Origin of the sequence: Catenulispora pinistramenti, from assembly GCF_018274385.1 — a bacterium.
GTDB lineage: Bacteria > Actinomycetota > Actinomycetes > Streptomycetales > Catenulisporaceae > Catenulispora > Catenulispora pinistramenti.
This window is the reverse complement of the sequence record NZ_JAAFYZ010000170.1, coordinates 1-24,227: the sequence shown is the minus strand read 5'-3', so window position 1 is coordinate 24,227 and position 24,227 is coordinate 1. Positions and strand designations below refer to the sequence as shown.

At 70.0% G+C, this 24,227-nt stretch carries 29 protein-coding genes; 17 read left to right on the top strand and 12 right to left on the bottom strand.

The window, feature by feature from the left end:
- Positions 1-106 precede the first annotated feature (106 nt).
- The 8 genes from KGQ19_RS35105 to KGQ19_RS35070 form a co-directional block, all read right to left on the bottom strand.
- A complete protein-coding gene (locus KGQ19_RS35105) occupies positions 107-1,804 on the bottom strand; it encodes a copper resistance CopC/CopD family protein (RefSeq protein ID WP_212017372.1) in 1,698 nt (565 codons plus the stop codon).
- A gap of 10 nt (positions 1,805-1,814) precedes the next feature.
- Entirely contained in the window at positions 1,815-2,606 is a 792-nt protein-coding gene (locus tag KGQ19_RS35100; RefSeq protein ID WP_212017370.1) for a YcnI family copper-binding membrane protein, read from the bottom strand.
- Positions 2,606-3,025, bottom strand: coding sequence for a hypothetical protein (locus tag KGQ19_RS35095; RefSeq protein WP_212017368.1), 420 nt, complete (start codon positions 3,023-3,025; stop codon positions 2,606-2,608). Before KGQ19_RS35095 ends, KGQ19_RS35100 begins: the two co-directional genes overlap by 1 nt.
- 10 nt (positions 3,026-3,035) lie before the next feature.
- On the bottom strand, positions 3,036-3,488 hold the full coding sequence (locus KGQ19_RS35090; protein ID WP_212017366.1) for a cupredoxin domain-containing protein: 453 nt from the start codon (positions 3,486-3,488) through the stop codon (positions 3,036-3,038).
- A 31-nt stretch (positions 3,489-3,519) separates the two neighbouring features.
- On the bottom strand, positions 3,520-4,110 hold the full coding sequence (locus KGQ19_RS35085) for a hypothetical protein (protein ID WP_212017364.1): 591 nt from the start codon (positions 4,108-4,110) through the stop codon (positions 3,520-3,522).
- Between the two features lie 19 nt (positions 4,111-4,129).
- Positions 4,130-4,912 (bottom strand): class F sortase, encoded by a 783-nt coding sequence (locus KGQ19_RS35080; protein WP_212017362.1) that lies wholly within the window; start codon positions 4,910-4,912, stop codon positions 4,130-4,132.
- 6 nt (positions 4,913-4,918) lie between these two features.
- The gene (locus tag KGQ19_RS35075) at positions 4,919-5,719 is read right to left on the bottom strand and encodes a GVDTG sorting domain-containing protein (protein ID WP_212017361.1); all 801 of its coding nucleotides are present in this window, start codon (positions 5,717-5,719) and stop codon (positions 4,919-4,921) included.
- A 270-nt stretch (positions 5,720-5,989) separates the two neighbouring features.
- On the bottom strand, positions 5,990-6,937 hold the full coding sequence (locus tag KGQ19_RS35070; RefSeq protein WP_212017359.1) for an SRPBCC family protein: 948 nt from the start codon (positions 6,935-6,937) through the stop codon (positions 5,990-5,992).
- A 191-nt stretch (positions 6,938-7,128) separates the two neighbouring features.
- Between KGQ19_RS35070 and KGQ19_RS35065 the strand changes: the two genes are divergently transcribed.
- From KGQ19_RS35065 to KGQ19_RS35055, 3 genes are all read left to right on the top strand, one after another.
- Positions 7,129-7,395 (top strand): hypothetical protein, encoded by a 267-nt coding sequence (locus KGQ19_RS35065; RefSeq protein ID WP_212017357.1) that lies wholly within the window; start codon positions 7,129-7,131, stop codon positions 7,393-7,395.
- 137 nt (positions 7,396-7,532) lie between these two features.
- A complete protein-coding gene (locus tag KGQ19_RS53510; protein WP_212017355.1) occupies positions 7,533-7,772 on the top strand; it encodes a hypothetical protein in 240 nt (79 codons plus the stop codon).
- A 485-nt stretch (positions 7,773-8,257) separates the two neighbouring features.
- Positions 8,258-9,472 (top strand): serine/threonine-protein kinase, encoded by a 1,215-nt coding sequence (locus KGQ19_RS35055; RefSeq protein ID WP_212017353.1) that lies wholly within the window; start codon positions 8,258-8,260, stop codon positions 9,470-9,472.
- A gap of 14 nt (positions 9,473-9,486) precedes the next feature.
- Here KGQ19_RS35055 and gnd read toward each other — a convergent pair whose 3' ends face one another.
- Positions 9,487-10,503, bottom strand: a complete 1,017-nt coding sequence (gnd, locus tag KGQ19_RS35050) for a phosphogluconate dehydrogenase (NAD(+)-dependent, decarboxylating) (protein WP_368862207.1) — start codon at positions 10,501-10,503, stop codon at positions 9,487-9,489.
- 425 nt (positions 10,504-10,928) lie between these two features.
- Here gnd and KGQ19_RS35045 point away from each other — a divergent pair, with 425 nt between their 5' ends.
- The 5 genes from KGQ19_RS35045 (at position 10,929) to KGQ19_RS35025 (ending at position 13,653) form a co-directional block, all read left to right on the top strand.
- A complete protein-coding gene (locus KGQ19_RS35045; RefSeq protein WP_212017377.1) occupies positions 10,929-11,219 on the top strand; it encodes a GlsB/YeaQ/YmgE family stress response membrane protein in 291 nt (96 codons plus the stop codon).
- A 98-nt stretch (positions 11,220-11,317) separates the two neighbouring features.
- Complete coding sequence (locus KGQ19_RS35040; protein WP_212017349.1) at positions 11,318-12,067, top strand: GAF and ANTAR domain-containing protein; 750 nt, start codon at positions 11,318-11,320, stop codon at positions 12,065-12,067.
- A gap of 54 nt (positions 12,068-12,121) precedes the next feature.
- Positions 12,122-12,280 carry a hypothetical protein gene (locus tag KGQ19_RS35035; RefSeq protein WP_212017346.1) on the top strand — a complete coding sequence of 53 codons (159 nt, stop codon included), beginning with the start codon at positions 12,122-12,124 and terminating at the stop codon, positions 12,278-12,280.
- A 9-nt stretch (positions 12,281-12,289) separates the two neighbouring features.
- Positions 12,290-12,868, top strand: a complete 579-nt coding sequence (locus KGQ19_RS35030) for a GAF and ANTAR domain-containing protein (protein WP_307856600.1) — start codon at positions 12,290-12,292, stop codon at positions 12,866-12,868.
- 224 nt (positions 12,869-13,092) lie between these two features.
- On the top strand, positions 13,093-13,653 hold the full coding sequence (locus KGQ19_RS35025) for a hypothetical protein (protein WP_212017343.1): 561 nt from the start codon (positions 13,093-13,095) through the stop codon (positions 13,651-13,653).
- A 42-nt stretch (positions 13,654-13,695) separates the two neighbouring features.
- Here the strand turns inward: KGQ19_RS35025 and KGQ19_RS35020 are convergent, their stop codons facing one another.
- The 3 genes from KGQ19_RS35020 to KGQ19_RS35010 form a co-directional block, all read right to left on the bottom strand.
- Complete coding sequence (locus tag KGQ19_RS35020) at positions 13,696-13,983, bottom strand: hypothetical protein (protein ID WP_212017341.1); 288 nt, start codon at positions 13,981-13,983, stop codon at positions 13,696-13,698.
- 87 nt (positions 13,984-14,070) lie between these two features.
- On the bottom strand, positions 14,071-15,123 hold the full coding sequence (locus tag KGQ19_RS35015; RefSeq protein WP_212017338.1) for a 1-acyl-sn-glycerol-3-phosphate acyltransferase: 1,053 nt from the start codon (positions 15,121-15,123) through the stop codon (positions 14,071-14,073).
- A gap of 7 nt (positions 15,124-15,130) precedes the next feature.
- On the bottom strand, positions 15,131-16,096 hold the full coding sequence (locus KGQ19_RS35010) for a patatin-like phospholipase family protein (RefSeq protein ID WP_230419926.1): 966 nt from the start codon (positions 16,094-16,096) through the stop codon (positions 15,131-15,133).
- 192 nt (positions 16,097-16,288) lie between these two features.
- Between KGQ19_RS35010 and KGQ19_RS35005 the strand changes: the two genes are divergently transcribed.
- From KGQ19_RS35005 to KGQ19_RS34965, 9 genes are all read left to right on the top strand, one after another.
- Complete coding sequence (locus KGQ19_RS35005) at positions 16,289-16,693, top strand: hypothetical protein (RefSeq protein WP_212017336.1); 405 nt, start codon at positions 16,289-16,291, stop codon at positions 16,691-16,693.
- A gap of 130 nt (positions 16,694-16,823) precedes the next feature.
- On the top strand, positions 16,824-17,114 hold the full coding sequence (locus KGQ19_RS35000) for a hypothetical protein (protein ID WP_212017334.1): 291 nt from the start codon (positions 16,824-16,826) through the stop codon (positions 17,112-17,114).
- An 11-nt stretch (positions 17,115-17,125) separates the two neighbouring features.
- A complete protein-coding gene (locus tag KGQ19_RS34995) occupies positions 17,126-17,302 on the top strand; it encodes a hypothetical protein (RefSeq protein WP_212017332.1) in 177 nt (58 codons plus the stop codon).
- A 69-nt stretch (positions 17,303-17,371) separates the two neighbouring features.
- The gene (locus tag KGQ19_RS34990) at positions 17,372-18,358 is read left to right on the top strand and encodes a YihY/virulence factor BrkB family protein (RefSeq protein WP_212017330.1); all 987 of its coding nucleotides are present in this window, start codon (positions 17,372-17,374) and stop codon (positions 18,356-18,358) included.
- 221 nt (positions 18,359-18,579) lie between these two features.
- Entirely contained in the window at positions 18,580-19,965 is a 1,386-nt protein-coding gene (locus KGQ19_RS34985; RefSeq protein WP_212017328.1) for a mycothione reductase, read from the top strand.
- 175 nt (positions 19,966-20,140) lie between these two features.
- Positions 20,141-20,848 (top strand): PRC-barrel domain-containing protein, encoded by a 708-nt coding sequence (locus KGQ19_RS34980; RefSeq protein ID WP_212017326.1) that lies wholly within the window; start codon positions 20,141-20,143, stop codon positions 20,846-20,848.
- Positions 20,849-20,980: 132 nt separating this feature from the next.
- Positions 20,981-22,144, top strand: coding sequence for a serine hydrolase domain-containing protein (locus KGQ19_RS34975; RefSeq protein WP_212017324.1), 1,164 nt, complete (start codon positions 20,981-20,983; stop codon positions 22,142-22,144).
- A gap of 94 nt (positions 22,145-22,238) precedes the next feature.
- On the top strand, positions 22,239-23,495 hold the full coding sequence (locus tag KGQ19_RS34970; RefSeq protein WP_212017322.1) for a sensor histidine kinase: 1,257 nt from the start codon (positions 22,239-22,241) through the stop codon (positions 23,493-23,495).
- Between the two features lie 7 nt (positions 23,496-23,502).
- On the top strand, positions 23,503-24,165 hold the full coding sequence (locus tag KGQ19_RS34965) for a response regulator (RefSeq protein WP_212017320.1): 663 nt from the start codon (positions 23,503-23,505) through the stop codon (positions 24,163-24,165).
- Positions 24,166-24,227: the final 62 nt, after the last annotated feature.

Below are 24,227 nucleotides of genomic sequence, written 5' to 3'. Positions count from 1 at the left end.
GAACCCCAGCCCCCAGCAACTCCACCCGCCAACGGATCCCACCCGCCAACCCGCACGCCGCGAACCACGCCGCGAACCACATCGCGAAAACTCCCAGAGACCTGATTCACCGGATGGTGATCGGGATCTGCACGGTCGTCTCGTCCAGATCATCGGTGCGTACTGTGACGGCCAGTCGCCAGGTGCCGGCGATGGGGAGTGCGGCGTCGCCGATGAGGTGGCCGGCTCCGGCGTTGCGCAGCGTCACCTGAAGCGGTCCCAAGGCGCGCGAGGCGAGGGTGAAGGATGCCTGTACTTGCAGTACCTGCTCCTGTTTGCCGGTGGGGCCGAGGGTGTAGAGGTGGACGGTGTCGGCGCCGGTCTTCGCCGGGTCGACGGTGACCTGGATGGTGCCGGTGCCGCCCGGGCCGCCGGAGTTGAATGTTGCTGAGGCGCTGACCGGCCCGGCGGAAGCCGTGAACGCGGTGCGGGCGGGCGGGGCGTTGACCAGTGCCGCTGTTAGTGCGAGTACGCAGACGCCCAGCCCGACCTCGCTCGCGACAGAGCGGCGCAGGGTCGAGATCGCGGCCTGGTCGGTGGTCTCCGGGCTGTGGTCCTCCCGGTGTCGGGCGATCCAGCGGCGTGCGAGGTAGCCCAAGCCGATCAGGAGGATGACGCCGAGCAGCTTGAGGAGCAGCAGCCTTCCGTATGCGGTGCCGGTCAGCGCGGGCACGGAGCCGACCTGTCGCCAGCTCTGGTAGGTGCCGGTGCCGACCAGGACGATCACGCAGGTCAGTGCCACCGGCGAGAAGTGCCGCACCATCCGGGCCCGCTCGCCCGGCGTTCCGCGTCCGCCGCGGCGCAGGACGATCGCGGCCAGGACGGTGAGTCCGCCGAGCCAGACGGCCATCGCGCACAGGTGGGCGACATCGACCGGCACCGCGAGGGCCACCTGAATGCCGGTGCCGGCGTGTCCGGAGACCGCCCACGTCGCGGCGATCCCTACTGTCAGGACGGTGCCGGCGAGCGCAGCCAGGATCCGGGCTCGTCGTGAGGCGTCCGGTAGGCGGATGAATAGCCACGCGAGTAGCGCCGCTGCAAATGCGATCAGTGCCAGTCGACCCGATAGCGCCTCGCCGAGGCGGGTTGACAGGGTAGTGCGCAGTACTCCGGCGTCCAGCGCGCGGCCGAGTCCGAAGCCCGCGCCATAAGGGCCCTGCAAAGCCAGTACGCCGGCGGTGGCCACGGCGAGCCCGCTCCACGCCGACACCAGCAGGATCCGTACAGCTCTGGTGCGTGCGCCGTTCGGCCACCACGCGAAGACGAACACGGCTGTACCGACCAGGACGGCGAACGCCGCGTAGGCCACGAAGCGTGCGACCGCGTAGAGGGCGCCGACCGCCTTGCTGCCCGCGGGGTGCAGTGTCGCGGAGTTCACCGCCGAGGCGGAGGCTTGGCCGATGTTGAACGTGAAGGCTCCCTGTACGGGATGGGAGTCCGCGGAGATGACCCGCCAGGACGTCGTATACGTGCCCGGTTTCAGTCCGGACGCCAGATCGACGGCGACCTCGTCGGCGTGGCCGGCGGGGTGGGCCGGGCTGCCCTCGTCCACCCGGGCGCCGGTCGGGGAGAACACGCGCAGGGCACCGAACTGGAGGGCTACCGGCTCGTCGAAGGTCACCGACACCTGATGCGGGGCTGAGGCGACGGTCTGTCCGTCGCCCGGGGTGGTCGCGACCACCGTGGCGTGGGCGAAGGCGCCCTGCGCGGTGAGCAGGATCAGGCAGATGACCAGGGCCGGTAACACCAGCAGCCGACGGAGCATCGCGATTACCTCACTCCCGCGGTGTGGCGTGGGAATCGGAGCTCTTGCGGCGGGCCCTCGACATGCCGAACGCGCCGACCGCCAGGCCGGCCGCGCCGACCACGATGCCCGTGGTCCCCAGCGTTCGGGCGGTGCTGTCGCCGGTCGCCGAACTCGGTATCGCCGAACTCGGTGTCGCCGGACCGGTGGTGACCGACGCGCCTGAGGTTTGCGACCCGGAGCCGGAGCCGGAGCTGGCGCCGGAGCCGGTCAGTACCAGCACCGGCGCCGGGTGGTCCGGTGCGGGCTGGCCGGGCTGGGCGAGATCGATCCAGCGCACCACATCGCCGTTGGAGTACGTCTGCACGGCCTTGAACACCAACTGGTTCGCGTCATCGGGCAGCTTGCCCAGCATCACCCGGAATCCCTGATACTGCCCCGGCGCCAGCGCCCCGCCGGTCCAGGTGAGTTCCGAGACGACCTGCGTGACGGTGCCGTCGTCGGTGGTGACGGGCTTGGGTAGCGTGGTGTTCGTCACCGCGACCTGCCAGCCGGGCGTCGGCTCGGGCAGCACGCCGGTGATCGGGTGGTCGGTGGGCAGGACCACCTCAAGCTGCGTGGTGGTCGCCGAGGCTTCCTCGTTGGGGACGCGGAAGGTCAGCTCCACATCGCTGCCGCCCTTGGCCGTCGTGTCGGGGCCGATGGTGACGTGCGCCGAGGCCACACCCGCGGAGGTGAAGACGAACAACGCGGCGCTCGCGAGCACGGCTGCCAGCGGTTTCCTGGAGGCGAACGCTCGCGCGGATCGTGGATGGCCGGACATCAGGCTTCTCCTTTCGAGGCGGCGCGGGTCCACCGGGGCCACACGATCAGTGGCGTCAGTGCGGCGATCGCGGCGGCTTGGCCGATCAGGGCCCAGACCTTGTCGGCGTACCAGATCGGCTCGTACATATTGGGAAGCGGTCCGATGGCGCCGGGGTTCGCGTAGCGGTAGAACAGGATCGCTGCCAGGCCCGCGGCGGCGGTGAGCCATGCGAAGGCGTCTCCGGCGCGGCGTCGCCACAGCACCACCAGTACGAGGGCGACGATCGCAGCGCCTGCTTCGATGCGGAACAGCGTGCCCTGGCTGATGACGGACGAGGCGATCGGGTCGTAGCGGTGCGCCAGGTGCAGGTGGATGTAGGCGTCCACAGCCAGGCCGGCGGCTGCGACAGCCCGCGGGACGATGGTGATGACTGTCATCGCGCGCCTCCTATCCGACTGTCAGCGTGCCGTGCATGGATGCGTGGATGCTGCACACGTACGGGTAGCTGCCGGGGGTGGCCGGTGCCGTGAACGTCGCCGACTTGCCGGGGTTGATGTCGCCGGTGTCGAACTTGCCGCCGGCGGCCGTCAGGGTGTGGGTCACGGAGTCGTGGTTGACGACGGTGACGCTTTGACCGGGGTGCACGGTGAGGTTCGCCGGGCTGAACGCGAAGTTGTCGATGGTGATCTGCGCGGCTGCCGCCGTGGTCGGTGCCGGGCTGGGAGTCGTGGTCATCGGTGTCGTGGTCGTCGGGGGCGCGGCGGGGGAGCTTGGCGCCGTGGGGGAGCTGGGCGCGGTGGTGGGTGCCGAACTGCTCTTGGACGTCGTCGAGGAGCAGCCCGCGGCTGCGAGGATCAGCGCCGCGGCCGGGACCGCGAGGCGTCGCAGGGTTCTGGACATGACATGTCCCTTCTACTTGGCGCTGCTTGCCTTACTTGCCGGTCCAGCAGCCGAGGATGTCGGTGGTGACCTCATAGGCCACATCGGCGCGGCTGAGTCTGCTCGGGCCGGATGCCGCCGGCAGCCCGGTGGCGTCGACGTGCAGGGTCTTGTCGTCCTTGAGGACGACGACGTTGCCGGAGGCGTTCTGGAACCCGGGGTTGCCCAGGCCCTCGCTGCCGGTCAGTGGGGTTGTGGTGCCCAGCTGGTGCTGGAGTGCCGTGAGGTAGGTGTTCGCGGACGGGGTGTCCGGGGATTCCTTCACCGACAGCACCAGAGTTCCGGTGGGCAGGTGGTAGGTGCAGGTATAGAGATGGTCCGTCCAAGTGGCCGTCGTGGTCGGGGCGGGCGAGGCGGTGAGGATCGTCTCCACCGCGGTCTTGATCTCCGTCCCGCACACCATCAGCGCCGAGGCTGACGGTCCGGCGGCCGACGAGTTGGGGGCCGCTGCCGCGCCGGCGGACGCCGAAGCGGTGGACGACGTGCTTGGAGCGGGAGTGGTTCCTGTGGCGGCCTTCGCCGAGGCGCAGCCGGCCATCGCCGCCGTCACCGAGATGGCGGCGAGGAGTCTCAGTCCCCTCATGGTGTCCTCCTGTCTCCGGTCAGGCCGGGTGGATCCCGGTCAAGGTGGCGTAGACGACGATGTCGTCCTGGTAGTGCTGGTTCTCGAACGGCCCGGCGCAGGTGATCAGCCGCAGCTGCGGGTTGGTCGTGTTGCCGTAGACGGTCAGGGTCGGGAAGGAGCTCTTGGCGTACTTGTCGACGCCGTCGATCCGGAACACGGCGGTTGTGTTGTCGCTGCGGGTGACGTCGACGGTGTCGCCGGGACGGAGCGCGCCCAGGTTGTAGAAGACGCCTTCGGCGCCGGTGGTGCCGTCGATGTGGCCGACGATGACCGCCGGGCCGACCTGCCCCGGCGAGGGGGAGTAGCGGTACCAGCCCGGAATCGCCGGGGTGGTCAGCGGCGGCGTCGCGATGGTGCCGTCAGAGTTCTGGCCCAGTTGCATCAGCGTGTGGCTCACCCCGATCTCCGGGATGCTGATCGCGGTGGGTGTGGGGACTCGCGCGGCCGGCGGTTGCGGAGTCGTCGGCGCGGTAGGCGCTTTCGACGCGCCGGTGCCGGTGCCGGTGCCGGTGCCACTGCCACTGCCACTGCTGGTACTGGTGCCAGCACCGGTGCCGGTGGTGCTCGGTGTGCCGGTGGTGCCCGCCGCTCCCGGCACCCCCGAAGCCGGCAGCGCGGCCGAAGCCGGCGGCTGCGGCGGGTGGTGCTGCGAGGAGATCCCGAGCGCCAGCGTCCCCGCTGAAGCCAGCAGGAGGACGGCGGCCGCCGACGCCAGCAGACGCCGGCGGCCACTACCGAACAGCCTTGTCAGCCAAGACATGACTGCCTACTTCTGGACGGCGTTCCGGCGCCGCAGATACAGCGCACCACCAGCGGTGGCCGCCAGGCCCGCGCTCGCGGCGAACATCCACGGCTCCTGCAGACCGGAGGTCCCGCCGCCACCGGTGTTCACCCCGCCGCCGGGGACGGAGGACATCTGCGAGACCTGAAGCGGCCCGCACAGCGCCGGGGACGTCGCGGCCAGCGGCAGCGACGGAACCAGGTCACTGGGCTCGCCCTGCGCCTGGGCGCTGAGCGTCGCCGGGTCCAGACCGTGGACCACGATCACGGCCTTGCCGGCGTCGATCGAGGACACGGTCGCGGCGTCCAGGGTGATGGTGCGGGAGTAGTCGAACGACCCGCCGGACGGAGCGATCTTGACGTCGGTCCCGGCGGCCGGGCTGGTGTCCCCGCTGACGCTCAGCGTGGTACCGATCCCGCCGTAGAACGACGCCCCCTCAGTGGTGCTGACCACGCCGTCGCCGTTGGTGTCGGCCGAGGCGCCCGGGCAGGTGCCCGCCGCACCGATGTGGATGTGCTGCACGTGCGGGTACGCCGCGCCCATGAAGGTCGTGGCCAGCCCCTGCACGTGCTCGGTGATGACGGCCTGGTCACCGTTCAGCTGGAGCATCAGCGTCCCGGAGCCGGTGGCGTGGTTCAACGGGTTCAGCGTCGCCATGTAGGTGGCGCTGCCGGACGACTGGGCGCTGGCCGTCGAGGCGGTGAAAGCGAGCGGGAACGCCAGCAGAGCCGCGGGGGCGGCGGCCATCGCCATGATCCTGGTCGTGCTTCTCTTCGTGCGCGTCATCGTGCTCTCCTCCAACTGCTGGGGTTCAGGCTCCTGATGGCGGAAGACGTGCGCCGGGATTCTGGAGCGCACCGCGTTGGCCTTCTGCGGTGATTCGGAGTCGACGCCCAGGCGGATTGGTCGGCGGAGCCGCCGATCGGAGATCGGCACCCGTCCGCCCGCTACGACCTGGCGCGGGATCGGTGGTTCGGGGACATCCAGCGAACCAACGCCCCGGCGACCTTCGGCTGCGCCGAATCATCGCCAGGGCGGATGCTGCCTGATACGGGCTTAGTTTCGTGCGGCTTGGGTGGTCCGGAGCTGGTCGGCCATCGCCTGTCGGCGTTCGGCGGGGAGCTGGCTCAGGAGCGGGAATTCGTCCTGCTCCTCGCGGGCGGCGTGAGCGAGCACGGCCTGCTGGAACTTTTCGAGCTTGATGTCGAACTGCGGGTGGTCGGTGCCGAGCTTCTTGAGTTCGGCGATCATCTGGTCCGCCTGGCGCTCCTCGGCTATGCAGGCCATGGCGACCAGGTGGCCATCGGGCGTGTCGGTGCGCGTCACCGGGTGCACGACCTGCTGTTCGCCGCTCTCGTGGGTGTGCAGCAGGTCGGTGAGTTCGCCGAATAGTCGCTGCTTGGCCTCGCTGGCGGCTGCCTGTACCCGGATGAAGGTCTCCATGATGTCTCTGTGCTGGCGGAAGAGGACATCGACGATGTCGTCTTGGCTCTCGGTGGTCGGGGACGGATTCGGAACGTCCTGGACGGCGCCGGTGTCCTGCGCCCCGGGTGTGGCCGTTCCACCCCGCCATTGGCCGGTCTCGGTGCCGCGCTGCTCGATGAACTTCTTGAATCTGGCGGTGTCGGCCTTGATCTGGTGGTTGTCCATCCCGACGATGCTGCCGACCTTCTCCACCAGGCCCTGGGGCTGCCAGGCGAGTTGTACGGTGACCCGGGTGTCCTCGTCGCCGAGCCGATGGAACGTCACGACTCCGGCGTGGCTGGTGTCCCCGCCGGTGCTCTTCCAGGCGATGCGCTCGTCAGGGTGCTGTTCGGTGATCTCGGCGTCGAACTCGCGGCGCGCCCCGCCGACGTTCGTCACCCAGTGGCTGTGCCGGTCGTCGGTCTGGCTGATCGACTCGACGCCGTCCATGAACTCCGGGAACGATTCGAACTGCGTCCACTGGTTGTAGGCGGTGCTGATCGGCACGTGCACGTCGACCGATTCGGTCACGTCACTCATTTCCGGACCCCTTGCCTCGTTGGTGCGAAGCCTCCTGCTGCCCGTGGCCCCGGACGACAAACAAGCCCGTCGCTGTGCTTCGGGAAGCGTTATCGGGAGGACAAGGTGCTCGGCGGGCGCATGTTCTCGCCGGTTGCGGGCAGCGATGGGGGCACCCCGCTGTGCGGGCCACGATGGGAAGGACGGCCGCCATGAGTGCAGCCAGCAAGGTCAAGGATGCGGCCAAGAAGGCCAAGGCCAAGGTCGGGGGTGCCGGCCGAGACGCCAAGGGCAGGTTCACGACAGGCTCCGGCGCGGCCATCGGCGACGCGCGCGGGCCCGAGGAGAGCACGGCGGACCAGGCCGTCGGCGGCGTCAAGAAGACCGCGGGCCCGGCCGGCGCCGCGACGCGAGGCACCGCCAAGCGTGCCGCCGCCGCTGCCGGGGCGAAGAAGAAGACCGAGCGCGCGGCGAAGTGACGTTGGATCGGTGGTGCCGGATCGCGTGCGGACGATCGAATACTCCGCTCGGTCCGGCACCACCTGAGCGTCCTTGAGCGCCCCAGGTGGTGTCGGACGAAACCGGATGTGCGACGGAGTTTGAAGGAGGCAACGCCATGTGGAAGCTGACGTTCGCGATAGGGCTGGCCGCGGGGTATGTCCTGGGCGCCCGAGCCGGACAGGAAAGGTACGAGCAGATCGCCAAGAGTGCCCGCGAAGCTGCCGGCCACCCTGCCGTTGTCAGGGCACGGTCCAAGGTCAAGGACATGATGGGCGCGCGAGCCGACGCCGTCACCGCGACGATCGACCCTGCCGCGCGCGGTGAGGACGGCGCCGTAATCGACGGAACCGTTTGACAGCCCGTTTCACAGCCCGTTTGGCAGCCCGTCGGGAGGCCGGTGCCGGCATCGCCGATGTGCCGGCGCTCGTGATCGATCTCAATGGAGGGGAGCCCGCTCGGGCATCCGAGTGGCACGTGGGCCCGGATCGGTTCGACAGAACCTTGCGGACCCCTCTGTCGGCGCCGGTGTTTCGGATGGACACTTGCAGGCAGGAACAAGTAGAACAAGTAGGAACCCACCTCGTCGCTCGCCGACGAGGCTCACGCCGCCCTGGACCCCGGTGGCGCCTGACAGTCAACAGGCGAACCGAGGCGAAGCCGGATGGCAGGAACGTCTGAACGAGAACTGGTCGAAGGTCAGCCCTGCGTGGCGGTTCGGCCCATCGAGGCAGGTCCAACCGGCTCCGGCAGAACTCGGCCCGGTACAGAGGTGACGAAGTCCCCGGCGAACGTTTCCCAGTCAGCGCGTGTCAGTTCTTCGGAACAGGGAGCCGGATCGCGATGACCACGACATCCCAGGAACCGGAGGATCCCGCAGTCCAGGACGCCCCGGCCGCGGAACTGTTCGCGCAACGTTACCGGCTGGGGCCCGTTCTGGGGCGCGGCGGTACTGCGCTGGTCTACCGGGCGGTGGACGAGCGGCTGCGGCGGCCGGTAGCCCTTAAAGTGTTCCGCCCCGATGCGGAGGCGGCTGCGGACGTGCACGCCAGCGACAGCGCCGATCTGGTGCGGCGGTTCGTGGTCGAGGCCCGGCTGCTGGCCCGGCTGCACCACCCGGGCCTGGTGGAGATCTTCGACTTCGGGCACCTTCCGCAGGGCCCCTACCTGGCGCTGGAACTCATCTCCGGCCCCACGCTCCGGGGGCTGGTCGCCGCGGGGCCGATGCCGTTCGCCGACACGATGCGCGTCGGCCGGTCCGTGGCCGCCGCCTTGGCCTACATCCACGCCGCCGGAGTGGTCCACCGGGATGTGAAGCCCTCGAACATCCTGCTCGACGAGCAGGGCTCGGCGCGCCTGGCGGACTTCGGGGCGTCCCTCGCGGCGGACGCGGCCGGGAGCACCGTGGTCGGGGACGTCGTGGGTACGGCCGCGTATCTGTCCCCCGAGCAGGTCCTCGGGGCCCGCGCGGGTTCGGCGGCCGACGTCTTCGCTCTGGGGCTGGTACTCATCGAGTGCCTCACCGGCCGGCGTGAATATCCGGGGTCGCCGGCCGAGTCGGCCGTCGCCCGGCTGCACCGACTCCCGAACGTGCCCCAAGGTCTGCCGCGAGGTGTATCGCAGATGCTGGAACAGATGACGGCGTGGGACCCGGCCGACCGCCCCGACGCCCAGGAGTGCGCGGCTGTGTTCGGCCGACCCGGCCCCGTGTATCTGGCCCTGGAGCCGTCATTGGAGCATGCGGTGACCGCGTTCGGCTCGGACGAGCGGACTGCCTGGGTCCAGCCGGCAGTCAGGCGGTCGCCCTCCAGTACCGGGCCGTCCGGTAGACGGCTTTCGGCGGCGCTGGCCGCGGTGGCCGTGCTCGCGGCGGTCGGCGTCGCGGCGATCGCCTCCGGCGCTGATGCCGGAAGTCCCGCCCTGCAGGCCCCGGCGGTCGTAGCCCACCCCGTTCCGAGCGCGGCCCCGGGCAGCGGGTTGACCTGGAGCCCGTCACAGACGACCCTCCCGGCCGTCGTCGCGATTGTGGCGGTGCCGGTCGACTCGGAGCTCAAATAGAAGATGACGGCCGGTCACTGCCGCTTCTCGTCGTGACCGCCGAAGCCCTTGCGCATCGCGGACAGGGCCTTGCCGGCGAAGTCGTCCAGGCCGCGGGAGGCGAACCGCGAGTACAGCGCGGTGGTGAGCACCGGTGCCGGGACGCCTTCGTCGATGGCCGCGATCGACGTCCACCGGCCCTCGCCGGAATCGGACACGCGCCCGGTGAACTCCTCCAGGTCCGCGGACCGGAGCAGGGCGGCCGCGGTCAGGTCCAGGAGCCAGGATTCGACGACGCTGCCCCGGCGCCACACCTCGGCGATGGCGGCGATGTCCAGTTCGTACCGGTAGAACTCCGGCTGCTCCATCGGCGCGGTCTCGGCGTCGCCCTCGGCGTTGTCCTTGCCGGCATCGGCGTGATGCAGGATGTTGAGGCCCTCGGCCAGGGAGGCCATCATCCCGTACTCGATGCCGTTGTGGACCATCTTCACGAAGTGCCCCGCGCCGGACGGGCCGCAGTGCAGGAACCCGTGCTCGGCCGGATCGGGCTGCCCGGTGCGACCCTCGGTGCGGGGCTTGGTGTCGATGCCGGGCGAGATCGACAGGAAGATCGGGCGTAGCGGTTCCACAGCGTCCGCGTCCCCTCCGATCATGAGACTGTAGCCGCGCTCCAGTCCCCAGACGCCGCCGCTGGTGCCGCAGTCGATCAGGTGGATGCCGCGGCGCGCCAGGTCGGCGGCGCGGCGGATGTCGTCGCGGTAGGAGGAGTTGCCACCGTCGATGACCGTGTCCTGTGCGGCCAGGTGCGAGGCCAGCTCATCGATGGCGGTGCCGGTGATCTGGCCCGCGGGCAGCATCACCCAGACCGCCCGCGGCGGGGCCAGCTTCCCGACCAGATCAGCCGGCGACGAGGCCGCGGTGGCCCCTTCCTTCTCCAGCGCTGTGACCGTGTCCGGGTCGAGGTCGAACACCACGCAGGAGTGGCCGTCGCGCATGAGGCGGCGGGCGATGTCCGCCCCCATCCTCCCGAGCCCCACCACGCCGATTTGCATTGGTTGCCGAGTCGCCATCGTCTCTCCTGGTGTCGTTTGATCAGGGCATCGTCGCGACGTGCGGCGATGCGCCGGGTGGGCTCACCGTGCCCGGCGAACATGAGGGCAAACGGCCGTCAGAGTCCTGTCAGCACGACGAGCATGGCGATGGCCGTCGGCGCATGGCTGCGATGCCGTTGACGGTCCTCGACAAGACCGGCACCGGCCCGGCGGCGTGGCGGGGTCGTCGCGGGAGCAGTAGGCTGACAGTGTCACCCCGGACCCCGGCGGCGTCAGCATCCACGGTAATCGCGGATCTGCTGCAACGGTTCGGGGCTTGCCGTGTCCGGGCCGCGCTCTGGACGAGACCGGGCGCCGCCCAGCGGGAGTCGCAGTCCGTGACCGCGCAGCGGACGGGCGATTCCTCCCGCATCGGAGAGTTCCCCATGGGCATCATCGCCTGGATCGTGCTCGGACTGGTCGTCGGCTTGATCGCCGACAAGGTCATGGGCAGCCCGCACGGCATCATCGTCACCACGGTCATCGGCATCGCCGGGGCCCTGCTCGGCGGCTGGATCGCCGACAAGCTGTTCCACGTCGACAACATCCGGGGCTTCTTCAACATCTCCACCTGGCTGACCGCCCTGGCCGGAGCCGTCGTGCTGCTGGCTGTTGTCCAGCTGGTCACCAACCGCGGACGCATCGGCTCCTCCGGTCGGCGCGGCCTGCGCCGCTGACCCGGCGCGGGCTCCGGCACCGGCGGACCGGTGGGGACTACCGTGGGCAGTGACCGGCGACGGGGAATCGCGCAGTCCACAGGGAAGGCGGTGTCGGCGTGATCAGCGATCGGATGGCGATAGTCCTGGCTTTGCTGGACCGCACCTCGGCACCGAACGGCACCGGCGGCGGGTTGTCGATGACGGCCTGCGCGGCGGCCTCGACCGCGCTGGGGGTGGACGGCCTGTGCGCCGTGGTGGGTACCGGGGCCGCCGGCACGGTGCTGGCGTTCGGGGCTCAGGCGGTCAGCGCCGCACTGGAGGACTTGGAGTTCACCCTCGGAGAGGGCCCCTCGCTGGAGGCTGTGGCCTCGGGGGTCCCGGTGCTGACGGCGGAACTGGCCGCTGCGCAGCGCCGCTGGCCGGCGTTCACCGGCCCGGCCCTTCAGCTGGGGGTGAACGCGGTGTTCGCGTTCCCGCTGCGGATCGGCGCCATCGACCTCGGCACGCTCACCGCCTACCGGGCCACGGTCGGGGCGTTGAACCCCGGCCAGGTCACCGACGCGCTGGCGCTGGCCGACGCCGTCACGCTCACCGTGCTGCACAGACAGGCCGCGGACGGCACGGACCGGGGCGCCGGCCCGGACGCCGGCCCGGACGATCAGCCGGGTCCGGGGTGGGCGGCGCCGGCGACCTACCGCGCCGAGGTCCACCAGGCCACCGGCATGGTAAGCGTCCAGCTCGGAGTGGGTCTGGCCGAGGCCCTGGCGCGGCTGCGGGCCTTCGCCTTCGGGCGGGATCTGCTGCTGGCGGAGGTCGCCGCCGACGTGGTGGCCCGTCGCTTGCGCTTCACCGAGCAGGACCGCTGAGGGCCACCGGCGCGCTCGGGTTCCAGGGTCGGAAAACAGGTCTACGGTGGAGTTATGCCCGTGACTCGTGAACGACAGCTCGTCGAGACGTTCGTCGAGGTGGCCGACACCCTGGTCGACGACTTCGACGTCATCGACTTCCTGCACCAGCTCGCCAGGCGGTGTGTCCAGCTCTTGGACGTCGACGCCGCCGGCATCATGCTCATCGACTAGCGCGGCAACCTGCACGCCGCAGCGGCCTCCACCGAGAACGCCCGGCTGCTGGAACTGTTCGAGCTGCAAACCGACGCCGGGCCCTGCATCGACAGCTGCCGCACCGGGGCAGCCGTGGTCAACGCCGACCTCACCACCAACGCCGCCCGCTGGCCCCGTTTCGCCGAAGCCGCCCAGGCCTCCGGATTCCTCGCCGTCCACGCTCTGCCGCTGCGCCTGCGCGAGTCCGTCATCGGCGCGTTGAACCTGTTCGCCGCCGACAGCCGGATACTGACAGAGGACGACGTACGCGTCGGCCAGGCGCTGGCGGACGTGGCGACCATGAGCATCCTGTCCCAGCGCGGCATCCACCAGGCCGAACTGCTGGCCGGCCAGCTCCAGAACGCCCTGAACAGCCGCATCACGATCGAGCAGGCCAAGGGCGTCCTGGCCGAACGCCGCCACATCAGCGTCGACGAGGCGTTCACGCTGCTGCGCAGCCATGCCCGCAACCACAACCTGCGACTGTCCGACGTGGCCCGGGACGTCGCCGAGGGTTCGGCGACCGCCGCGGAACTGCTGCACGGAACCGGCGACCGCGGCCGCTGATGTGGCGGTCAGCGCCCCGGCCGCTGGTCAGGCCGCCAGCCTGGATCGTTACGGTCCGGGGCGAACCGCGCTAGTGTGGCGGTAGTCCTAAGACGCCCCAGTCCCTGGCGCCGTGGTTTTCCCGGCGCGGTCTGTAGCAGGAGCAAGGCCCGGTCAAGAATCCAGCCGCCGCCCTGCCACCGAGGCAGTCAGCACCCTCATTCGCGAAGGCGCAGGGCGCATCCATGGACAGCACCCCACCCGGTGAGAACCGGGACTACGCGGTCGGCCGCGGCCTGGCAGCCGGCGGCACCGATCCCGGGCCACTCCCGCCGGACCCCGCCGATCAAGCCGTGGACGAGGCCGAACAGATCGTGTGCGACGCCTGGGTCCAGCTGCTGGTGGCAGACCGCGATCAGGCGCACGCCGCGATGCTGGCCGCGGCAGCACACTGCGAAGCCGCCCGATCCAGCCTGGCCCGGATCCTGGTGGGCCGGGCACCGAACCCGATCGCCGTGGCCCATGCCGCCTTGGAGGAGGCACTGGCCGCGGGGCGGCAGGCAGCGCGGTCCTACCAGCAGGCGCAGGAGGGCCTGATGCTGGAGCTGGACCTGATCGCGTGGCGGAACATCCAGCGCCGGATGCTGGCGTGCGTCGCGCGCAACGGCGAGCCGGCTCCGCAGCCTGCGCAGATCGAGCAACCGCGGCCACGGCGGGAACAACCTGTGCCACTGCTGGCGCGGTTGTCCCGCCGGTTTCTGCCGTGGTGCTTGTCCATCGCCGTGATCTTTACTCTAAGGTGCTGAACGTCTTGCTCGACACGCTGTTATGGACGCGCGCCGGAATCCTTACACGTCTCGCAGGACGCGGCGCAGAATCCCGCCGATCGCCAGAAAGAAAAGTGCTGCGAGTCCGTAGTTCAGGAAGGTTCTGAGTTTGGCGTTCGCCGGAGTGAAGAGGTCGACGAACCAGGTGGCCAGCCATCCGGCCCAGTCCGCGTCCGTGGACACGATGTCGTTGCCCGGATTCGCGTTCAGCCACACGAAGATGATGTGGAGGACGAGGATGGCAGCGATGATCAGTGCGGCGAGAGATATCAGATCTCTCGGTGCGTGTGAGCGGAACTCGTATGTCATGGCCGCCTTTTGCCCCGGCTCAATATCGAAAAACGGTAGTCGGGCCTACTAATTGAACACGACTTTTCGGTGCGCTCGGCTCCGCGCTCACCGCGGCGTCCGGCTGTCCGCCACCCAGCGGTCGATCCGGGCCCAGTTGTCCTCCAGCCAGCTCAGCCGGGACTGCTCCTGCTCCGGTACCTCCGCCGCCGGCACCACCCACCAGGTGAACGCCACCGGGCCGGCCAACGGGATGGCGCGCCACACGTCGGCGACGGACTGCAAGTGGTCCAGGCCGGTGTGTGCGACGAAGACGACGTCCGCCTCCGGTGCGGCCTCAAGGGCGGCGAACAGTCCGTCGGGGTGCGGCGGCATCACGTTCCGCAGCCGGTCGGCGCGCGCGGCCTGGCGGACCAGACCGCGGTGCCGCAGGCGGGTGATCGCCCGGCGGCGGCGATGCGGGGTGAAGTTCCCGCCCTCGGGGAAGATCAGCAGGGCGTCTCCGTCGGCCATGTCCTGGGCCAGCTCGCCGATCCGGGCGGCGGTGGCGCCGCTGTCGCCGGGCTGGGGATCTATGAAGGCGTGCGGGAGCCTGCCCAACAGCGCGTCGATCAGGGGATCCCAGGCGAGCGTCTGCTTCAGCACCACCCGGGGAACACGGTCGTAGCCGGACAGGAGGAGGTCCGCGAGCAGGAACGCCCCTCCGACTCCGCCGTGGCGGCCGCACACGATCAGCGGGCCGGCGGGCAGGTCCGGCGGGTTCGGCGAGTCCGGTGGGTCCGTCTCCTGCTCCGCGGTCGGGCCGGCGACGAATTCGACGTCGAGTCCGCCGAAACGCCGCGCCGCCTTCCGCAGCGCGGCCAGCGACCTTCTCAAGGCCCGGATACTGTCTCTTCTGTCCCGGGCCGCGTCGCGGCCGACGCAGAGCCGGAGCCACCGCCACGCGGCGAGCAGCAGACCGACGTTCTCGACCGCCGCGTAGACCGCCGCGGCGCCCAGCACCCGGCGGGCCCGCCCGAGGCGTGGCCGCCAGGGCGCCGAGACGATCGTGAAGACCGCGGCCCCCGCCGTGCCGATGAGGATCACGACCGACGCGGCCACAAGGAGGCAGATTCCGAGCAGGCGGCGGCCGACGGCGCGCGCGGCGGTCAGCGCGTTCATATGCCGCTCACGGTGTGTGCTCCGGGCGATCAGTGCGCTCTGCGTGCTCTGCCCGTGTCGCGTGCTCTGTGCGCTCTGTGTGCTCTGCGCCTTCCGTGTGCTCCATATGCTCCGTGTGCTCCGTGTGCTTCGGTTGGTTCGCGAGGTAAGTCATCGAAGCCTCATACGCCCGCTCGATCCGCTCCCGCACCAGCCCCAGCCCGCGCCGTCCATACCGGGGCCGCAGATCGGTGGCCGAGTCCGGGGCGCCCGTGGGCAGGACGTGGACGTCCACGCCCGCCACGGGATTGCTCAGCGCGTGCACGAACCGGTGCCGGCGGGCGATCTCGAAGGCGACCATGGCGACTTCGCGCGGCGTGCGCGGGGCCTGGAGCGGCTGGTCGATGCGGCCGACGTGCAGGACGTACACAGTGCGCGCGCCGGACGCCAGGGCCCGGCCGACCGGGACGCTGTCCACCAGTCCGCCGTCCAGGAAGTGCTCATCGCCGACCAGCACCGCCGGCAGCAGACCGGGCACGGCGGAGGAGGCCAGCACCGCATCGACCAACGGGCCCCGCACGAACCAGTGCTCGGTGGCGCGCTCGATCGACGCGGCGACGCACTCGAAGGTCACCGCCAGGTCCTCGATCTGCGCGGTGCCGAACTCGCGTGTTATCAGGCCGCGCAGCGCGGCGTTGGAGAACAGGTGGGTCCGGCTGCGCAGCGCGGTCCCCAACTGGGCGAACAGCGTGTCGGCGAACACGCCGTGCTCGCGCAGCGAGATCCAGAGCTGTTCCAGGCGGGTGACCGCCGACGGCTGCGGATCGGCGGCGATCATGGCGCCGTTGAGCGCCCCGACCGAGGAACCGAGGATCAGGTCCGGCTGGACCCCGTGTTGCATCAGGGCTTTGAGCATGCCCACTTCGTAGGCGCCCAGCGGCCCTCCGCCGCCGAGCACGAACGCGATCGGCCCTGCTCTCGTGGTCATCGGCATCAAGACGTACCTCCTACCGGGGTGGCGCTCGGTGCGCTGGAGCCTCCGCGTACCCGGCACTGCCGAAAACATGCGAGGCCCTGGTCACGCATGGATCTTGCTCCGATGCGAGCCGCGGGCGCGGGGCTTTCCTCACCTGTTTCGATCGCTGCGCCCGGGTATGAGGCAGCAGAACCAAGGGAGGTACAGGCAATGATTACCATCCTTATGGTGATTATGGTGATGTTCCTGGTCGGGCTCACCGTATTGCTGATCGGCGGTTCGGTGAAGGCGGCGAGAATGCAGAGCCCCGGTGCTCACGGTCCGATCGTGGTCGACTATTCCAAGCGTCTGAGCGATGAGGACCGGGAGTACATCGAGGAGTCGTGGAAGAACGTGGAGCGCGTGGAGGGGACCTTCCCGGACGATCCCGAGGTCGCGCTCGCCGTGGCGCACAACACGGTGGGCTCGGTCTTGCAGGCCCGCGGAGTGGACTCCGCCCAGATCCCGGCCACGCGCGAAGACGCCGCATCGGACTCGCCGCGCGAGCTTCGCCGACAGCTGCTCGAGTACCAGTACATCGTGAGCGAACTGGTCGATGCCGCGCCGCGCGGGTGAGGCCTGCGGCCGGGATGAGCGGGATCAGCCCTGCTCCGCCCCGTTTGAATCCGCGCGATCCGGCCATGCTGAGGGCACTGTGACGCTCCCTTTGAGAGCGTGACGCCCCCTACGAGAGAAGGCGTCCACCATGGACGAACGCTCCTCCGGATCAGGCATCGCCCGCTTCATCTCGGCGGCCTTCGCCGTCATCGCGATCATCCTGGTCGCGCACATCATCCTTTTCTCCGCCGACGCCTCGACAACCTCCACGGTGGTCAAGGACGTCGGCGACGTGGCCGCCAAGCTGGCCTGGGGCTTCAAATCCTTGTTCTCCTTCGACAGCGCCAAGCTCACCGTCTTCGTCGACTACGGCCTGGCCGCGCTGGCCTACCTCCTGGTCGGCGGTGTCGTGGTGCGGGTGTTCCGCAGGGTCGGCTAGGCCGCGCGGACATGTGGGGCGTGTTGGCCGCGCTGGTCTGCGGCCTCGTACTGGGCGGGCTGGGAACGCTGGGCGCGGTCCTGGCTTACGCCAAACGGCACCCCGGCCTGCTGGTCGAGGCCGCCTTCGAATACGGGCTCGATCGACCCGAGGCCGGTGACAGTGCCAAGACCGCGCCGCAGCTGTGATCAGCCCGACCCGGCAGACCGTTCCAGGCCGCTACGGCGCGCAAAGGGATCCTGATTGAGGCAGTCTCGATGATGAACCGACTCCGCGCTGTCCTGAGGCGCTTCGACTCCTTCCAGCAGCGGCATCCCTGGGCGGGCTTCCCCGTCGCCGTCGGCCGGAAGTTCAACGACGACCGGGCCGGCTCCCTCGGTGCGGTGATCGCCTACTACGCGTTCCTCGCCGTGTTCCCGCTGCTGTTGGTCCTGGTCGTCGTCCTGAGCGTCGTGCTCCACGGCCATCCGGCGCTTCAGCAAAGGGCGCTCGGCTCCGCGCTCGCGGACTTCCCGGTGATCGGCGGCGCGCTGCGGACGAACGTGTCCGGCCTGCACCGGAGCGGGTTGAGCCTGGTCCTGGGCCTGCTCGGCACGCTGATCGGCGCGCGCGGCGTCGCGAACGCGGCGCAGCACGCCTTCAATACGGTGTGGGCCGTGCCCTACAAGCGCCGGCCGGGCTTCCCCTGGTCGCAGGTCCGCAGCTTCGCGGCGATCGGGGTGATCGGTCTGGGGGTCCTGACGACCACCGCTCTGTCCGGTATCGGCGAGGGCTTCTCTCACCTGTCGGTGTGGGTGCAGTTGGGTGTCCGGCTGACGGCGTTCGCGACGTCGCTGGTGTTGAACGTCGCTCTGTTCTGGCTCGGCTTCCGGATCACGACGGCGGCCGAGGTGCCCACCCGCGCGCTGCGCACGGGGGCGGTGCTCGCGGCGGTGGCCTGGCAGCTGCTCCAGGCCGTGGGCGGGTACCTGATCGGCCACGAGCTGCGGCACGCCAGCACCCTGTACGGCGTGTTCGGGCTCGTTCTCGGGCTGCTGTTCTGGCTGCACATCCAGGCGCAGCTCACACTCTTCGTGGTCGAGGCCGATGTAGTGCGCGCCAGGGGCCTGTGGCCGCGCAGCCTGCTGGCGCCGCCGTACACCGAAGCCGACCGGGTGTCCTTCACCGCCTATGCCAAGGTCGAGGAACGGCACGACGGGGTCACCGTGGACGTCACCATCGAGGGTTCCACCGACGGACGGTAGCCGCTGGGCTGCTTGTCGGAGCCGGGTTGCTTGTCGGATCAGTGGCGGCCGGTGAACGCGATGACGGTGACGATGGTGGCGGTGACGATGACTGTGATGATCATGTCAATGATCACGCATGCCTCCTGTCGGTGCTTCTCCCCATGGCTACCCCGGTTCTGGGATCCAAACAGGCCGGGTCGGGGACCGGGAGGACCGGCCGGAGGACCGATGATGGAGGGATGAGGCACTTCGATCTGATCGTGATCGGCAGCGGATCCGGCGACGCCGTCATCAGCGGCCGGCCCCGGGACTGGAAGGCCGCGCTCGTCGACGACGCGGCGGTCGGGTTCGGCGGCACCTGCCTGAACGTCGGCTGCATCCCGTCGAAGATGTTCGTGTACACCGCGGACCTGGCCGAGGCCGCCGGCGAGGCGGGGGCGTTCGGGCTGGACCTGCCGACTCCCGCGGTGCGCTGGCAGGACATCAGGAAGCGGGTCTTCGACCGCATCGACCGGCACTCGGCCGACGGGCTGCGCCACCGCCGTTCCGGTGGCCCGGATCTCACCCTGTTCGAAGGCAGGGCCCGGTTCACCGGCCCGAAGACGCTGCTGGTCGCCGGCGGTGAGACGATCAGCGCCGACCGGTTCGTCATCGCCGCCGGATCGCGGCCGATCGTGCCGGAGGTGCCGGGGCTGCCGGACGCGGGGTTCTTGACCAACGAGACCGTCATGCGTGTCGACCAGCTCCCGGAACGGCTGATCATCTTGGGGGCGGGCGCGATCGCGGCGGAGTTCGCCCATGTCTTCTCGGCCCTCGGCGTGCGCATCACCGTGATCGCCCGATCCGGCGGCATGCTGACGCGGGAGGACGGGGACGTCTCGCGGTTGTTCACCGACATCGCCCGCCGGAAGTGGGATCTCAGGGAACGACGAGAAGCCACCAGGGTCGAGCGCGACGGCGCGGTCGTCCGCGTTCACCTGACAGGGCCGGGCGGAGACGAAGTCGTCGAAGGCGACGAACTCCTCGTGGCCGTCGGCCGGCGCTCCAACGCCGACCGGCTGGATCTGCCCGCGGCCGGGGTCGCGGTGCACTCCGACGGTCGGATCGCGGTGGACAGCCGGCAGCGGACGAACGTGCCCGGCATCTTCGCGCTCGGCGACGTCAGCTCGCGGTATCAGCTCAAGCACGTCGCCAACCACGAGGCCCGGGTGGTGGCGCACAACCTGAAGCATCCCGACCAGCCGATCGAGGCCGACCACCGGTTCGTTCCGCACGCCGTTTTCACCTCGCCGCAGATCGCCTCGGTCGGGCTGACCGAACAAGAGGCCCGGACCGACGGTGTCCCGTACGTGGTCGGGAAGCGCGACTACGCCGGGATCGCATACGGCTGGGCGATGAACGACCCGGAGGGCTTCGCCAAGATCCTCGCCGATCCCCAGACCGGCCGGCTTCTCGGCGCGCACATCATCGGCCCGCAGGCGTCGGCGCTGATCCAGCCGCTGATCCAGGCGATGAGTCTGGGACAGGACGCCGCCACTGTGGCGCGCGGCCAGTACTGGATCCACCCTGCTATGTCAGAGCTCGTGGAGAACGCGCTGCTCGATATTCCGCCGCGAACCGGCTGACCGCCTGACCGCCTGAGTGGCTACCGCGTGCCGCGTGACCGCCTGACCGGCTGCTGGGCGACCGGCCGACCGTCGAGCGCTCGATCCGGTTTGTCTTCCGGCGCGAGGGGCAGCAGGAGCCGGGCGGCTCGCCGACGAGCAGGTGACCACCGCCCCGGATGCCAGGAGGCAGACCATGAACACTCATGCGGAGTTCACGATCGGCAGCGAGGTCGAGTGCGGCGACGGGGTGTGCGGGAACCTTCGGCGCGTCGTCGTCGACCCCGTCGCCCGGACGCTCACCCACCTCGTCGTCGAGGCCAAGCACGGGTCGGGAACCGGCCGCCTGGTACCGGTCAGTCTGGCGAGCTCGACGGCCGGGAACATCGTCCTGGGGTGTACGAGTGCCGAGTTCGACAGGCTCGAACTCGCGGAGGTGACGGACTTCGTGGCCGGAGCCCCCGGTGAGTGGGGCTACGACCAGGAGCATCTTCTCTCCCAGCCCTACTTCGGCCTTGGCATGGGCGGCATGGGCGGTTTGGGAGCCGGCGGCCTGGGCGGCATCACGCCCCGGGCCGGGAACGCCGGGGCGCTGCCCGGTCAGTCGCCCGCCCCGCAGACGGTCACCTACGACCGGGTGCCGGTGGGCGAGGTGCAAGTGCGGCGCGGCGAGCCGGTGCACGCCACCGACGGCGACATAGGCCACGTCCAGGGCCTGGTCATCGACCCCTCGGACCACGCGGTGACCCATGTCCTGCTGGACGAGGGGCACCTGTGGGGCAAGAAGCGGGTCGCCATCCCGATCAGCGCCGTGACCGCCGTCGATGACACCGGCGTCCGACTGCGGTTGCTGAAAGACGAGGTGCGCGACCTTCCGCCGGTCGATCTCGACGGACAGGACTGACCGCTGCGAGGCGTCCGGCATCCGACCGTGGTGCTACGCCCCGACCGGGTTTCTCCTTCCGTGGTCTGACGGTTGAGACCGCTGCGCCCCATAGCTTCAGAGGGTCGATTCGCAGGCGGATGGAGACCCGGCATGAAGCGATGGACCGTCGGCCCGGTGGCCGCACTCCTGGTCGGGGCGACCGTGACGGCTTGGACGTTCCCGGCGGACAGTTCGGCGTCGGCGCCGGGAGTCCAGCACGCGCTGGACGTCCTCACGCACGACGACGGGCTGCCGGGTGCCGTCGCGAGGGTGACGGAAGCGTCTCACCCGGCCCGCACCTCCGTGAGCGGGGTGGGTGACGTCGACAGCCGCGCGCCGATGCCGGCCGACGGCCATCTGCGGATGGCGAGCAACGTGAAGTCGATGGTGGCCACGGTGGTGCTCCAACTGGTCGCGGAGCGCAAGGTCGGCCTCGACACCTCGCTCGCGACCTATCTGCCCGGCGTCGTACCGCCGCGGGCCGGGGACGCCGACGCGATCACCATTCGTGAGCTCCTGCAACACACCAGCGGCCTGCACGAGTATTCGGACGGCCTTCCCAGCCACCAGAATTTCGCGCCGTTCGTCCACTACACCCGCGATCAGCTGCTTCAGCGCGCCTTCGCGAAGGGCCCTGATTTCCCGCCGGGGACGCAGTACCGCTATTCCAACACCGGCTACATCCTGCTCGGCATGGTGATCGAGAAGGTCACCGGGCAGCCCTGGCGGGACGAGGTCACCCGGCGGATCTTCGAACCGGTGGGGATGCGCGACAGCTACTTCCCCGCCGCCTACGAGTACGGTCTGCGCGGCGTGTACGCCCACGGCTACATGCAGCTGCCCGCGGCCGGCGGCGCGATGACGGAGGCGGACGTCACCCACCTGGATCCCTCCGGCGGTGACGCCAACGGCGACGGCATCTCCACGCCGGGCGACCTCGCCAAGTTCTACACGGCGTTGTTCGGCGGGCAGCTGTTGCCGGCCGGTCTGCTCGCCGAGATGGAGAAGGTGGTGGCCACCCCGTCGCCGCCCGGTTCGCCGGAACTCGCCTACGGGCTGGGAATAGGCCGCTACACGCTTCCCTGCGGCGGCTACGCGTGGGGCAATGCCGGCACCACCAACGGCTTCCAGACGATCTCCGGTCTTACCCTGGATGCCCGGGGGAGGGTCGCCCGCGAGGTGACGATCGAGGTCAACTCGACCTTCGGACCCCAGCCCGCGGAAGCCACCCACTTCTTCGACGCCTTGTTCGCCGGGCTATGTCCGGCACACTGACCGATTCTCCCTTCGCGAGGAGCCGAACGATGATCCCGACTCGGCCGCGGTGCTGCTCCTCCGCCGGGATGTCCGACCCGGAGATGATGGGCACGTGAGCTGGTTGAGAGGTCTGACGGCGCGCTACCCATCGGCCGCCGACGGTGTCTTCGCGTTGGCGATCGCCCTGCTGGGCCTGCCCAGCGTGGTGGGTCCCCACCCAACACAGGTCGGCGTCTCCTCATGGCACCTGGGGCTGTTCCAGCTGGCACTGAGCGCACCGCTGATCTGGCGGCGCCGGGCGCCGTTGGGCGTCCTCGCCGCCGTCGCCACGATGGTGACCGTTCAATGGATGCTGCCGGGCGGCTGGCTCCAGGGCGACGTAGCCTTGCCGATCGCGCTGTACGGCGTCGCCGTGGCCCGGCCCCGGACCGAGCTGAGGGTGGCCTGCGGTATCGCCGCGGCGGTGAGCCTGCTGGTCGCGATCCGGTGGAAGGGGTCCGACTGGCCGGCGGCGCTGGTGGTGCTCGGGGCCGTACACGCCGGTGCCGTCGCCCTCGGCTTCGCCGTCCGGTACCGCCGCGACCATCTCAGCATGCTCCTGGAGCGCGCCGCCCGGCTCAGGGTCGAACGAGACCAGGGGGTGCGCCTGGCCACGGCCGCCGAACGCTCACGCATCGCCAGGGAGATGCACGACATCATCGCGCACAACCTCTCGGTGATGATCGGGCTGGCCGACGGCGCTCGCTACGCCGTAGCCAAGTCACCCGACCGCGCCGAGGAAGCGATGGAGAAGGTGTCCGTCACCGGCCGTCAGGCGCTGGGCGAACTCCGGCAACTGCTCGGGCTGCTCAGGGCGGACGGGCCCGAGGAGGAGCTCGGACCGCAGCCGGGTCTGGACGATCTCGAAGCGCTGATCGAGCGGGTGCGGGACGCGGGTCTGCCCGTTTCGGTGCGAACCGATGGTGCCCCGCGCGACCTGCCGGCCGGAGTCCAACTGGCGGCCTACCGCATCGTGCAGGAGGCGCTGACCAACTCCATCAAGTACGCCGGTCCCGGTGCGACCGCCACCGTCCTGCTCCACTACGCGCCGGACAGCCTCGGGATCGACGTCACCGACACTGGCCGTGGTGGCGGTTCGCATACGGGCTTAGGCAGCGGTTCGCATACGGGCTTGGGCGGCGGTTCGCGTGCGGGCTTGGGCGGCGGGATCCCCGGCATGGCCCAGCGCGCCGCGATCTACGATGGCACCATTGACGCCGGACCGGGCACCGGCGGCGGATGGCGGGTCCACACCCGCTTGTACCCGCGGTCCACCGTATCCAGCGAATCCACCGAATCCAGCGAGCCTGCGATGCTCATGAGCGAATGACACCACCATGACCACCGTATTGATCGTCGACGACCAGGCGTTGCAGCGCATGGGTTTCCGTCTCGTGCTGGAAAGCCAGGACGATCTGAACGTCGTCGGCGAGGCGGGCAACGGCGCCGAAGCCGTCCGCCTGACCGCGGACCTGCGCCCCGAGGTCGTCCTGATGGACGTGCGCATGCCCGGAATGGACGGCATCGAGGCCACCCGCCGCATCGTGGAGTCCGGCGGACCCTCCCGCGTCCTCATCCTCACCACGTTCGACCTCGACAAGTACGCCTACGCCGCACTGCGCGCCGGGGCCAGCGGCTTCCTACTCAAAGACGCCCAGCCCACAGATCTGCTCTCAGGAATCCGAGCCGTCGCCGCCGGAGACGCCGTCGTCGCCCCCGCACTGACCCGCCGCATGATCGAGACCTTCGCACCGCACTTCCCCGACACCGAGCCCCCCGCGAACCCCGATCCCCGGCTCACCCTCCTGACCGACAGGGAACGCGAAGTCCTCACCGCGATCGCCAACGGCTGGACCAACAACGAGATCGCCGACCGGCTCATCCTCGCCGAGTCGACCGTCAAGACCCACATCGGCCGGATCCTGTCCAAGATCCAAGCGCGGGACCGGGTCCAGGCGGTCATCTTCGCCTATGACACCGGACTGGTACGGCCTGCGTGAGGGGTGGACGGCACGAGCTGGCTGCCTGGTTCACGGGGTCGTGCGGTGGGTGGGGTTTGTGG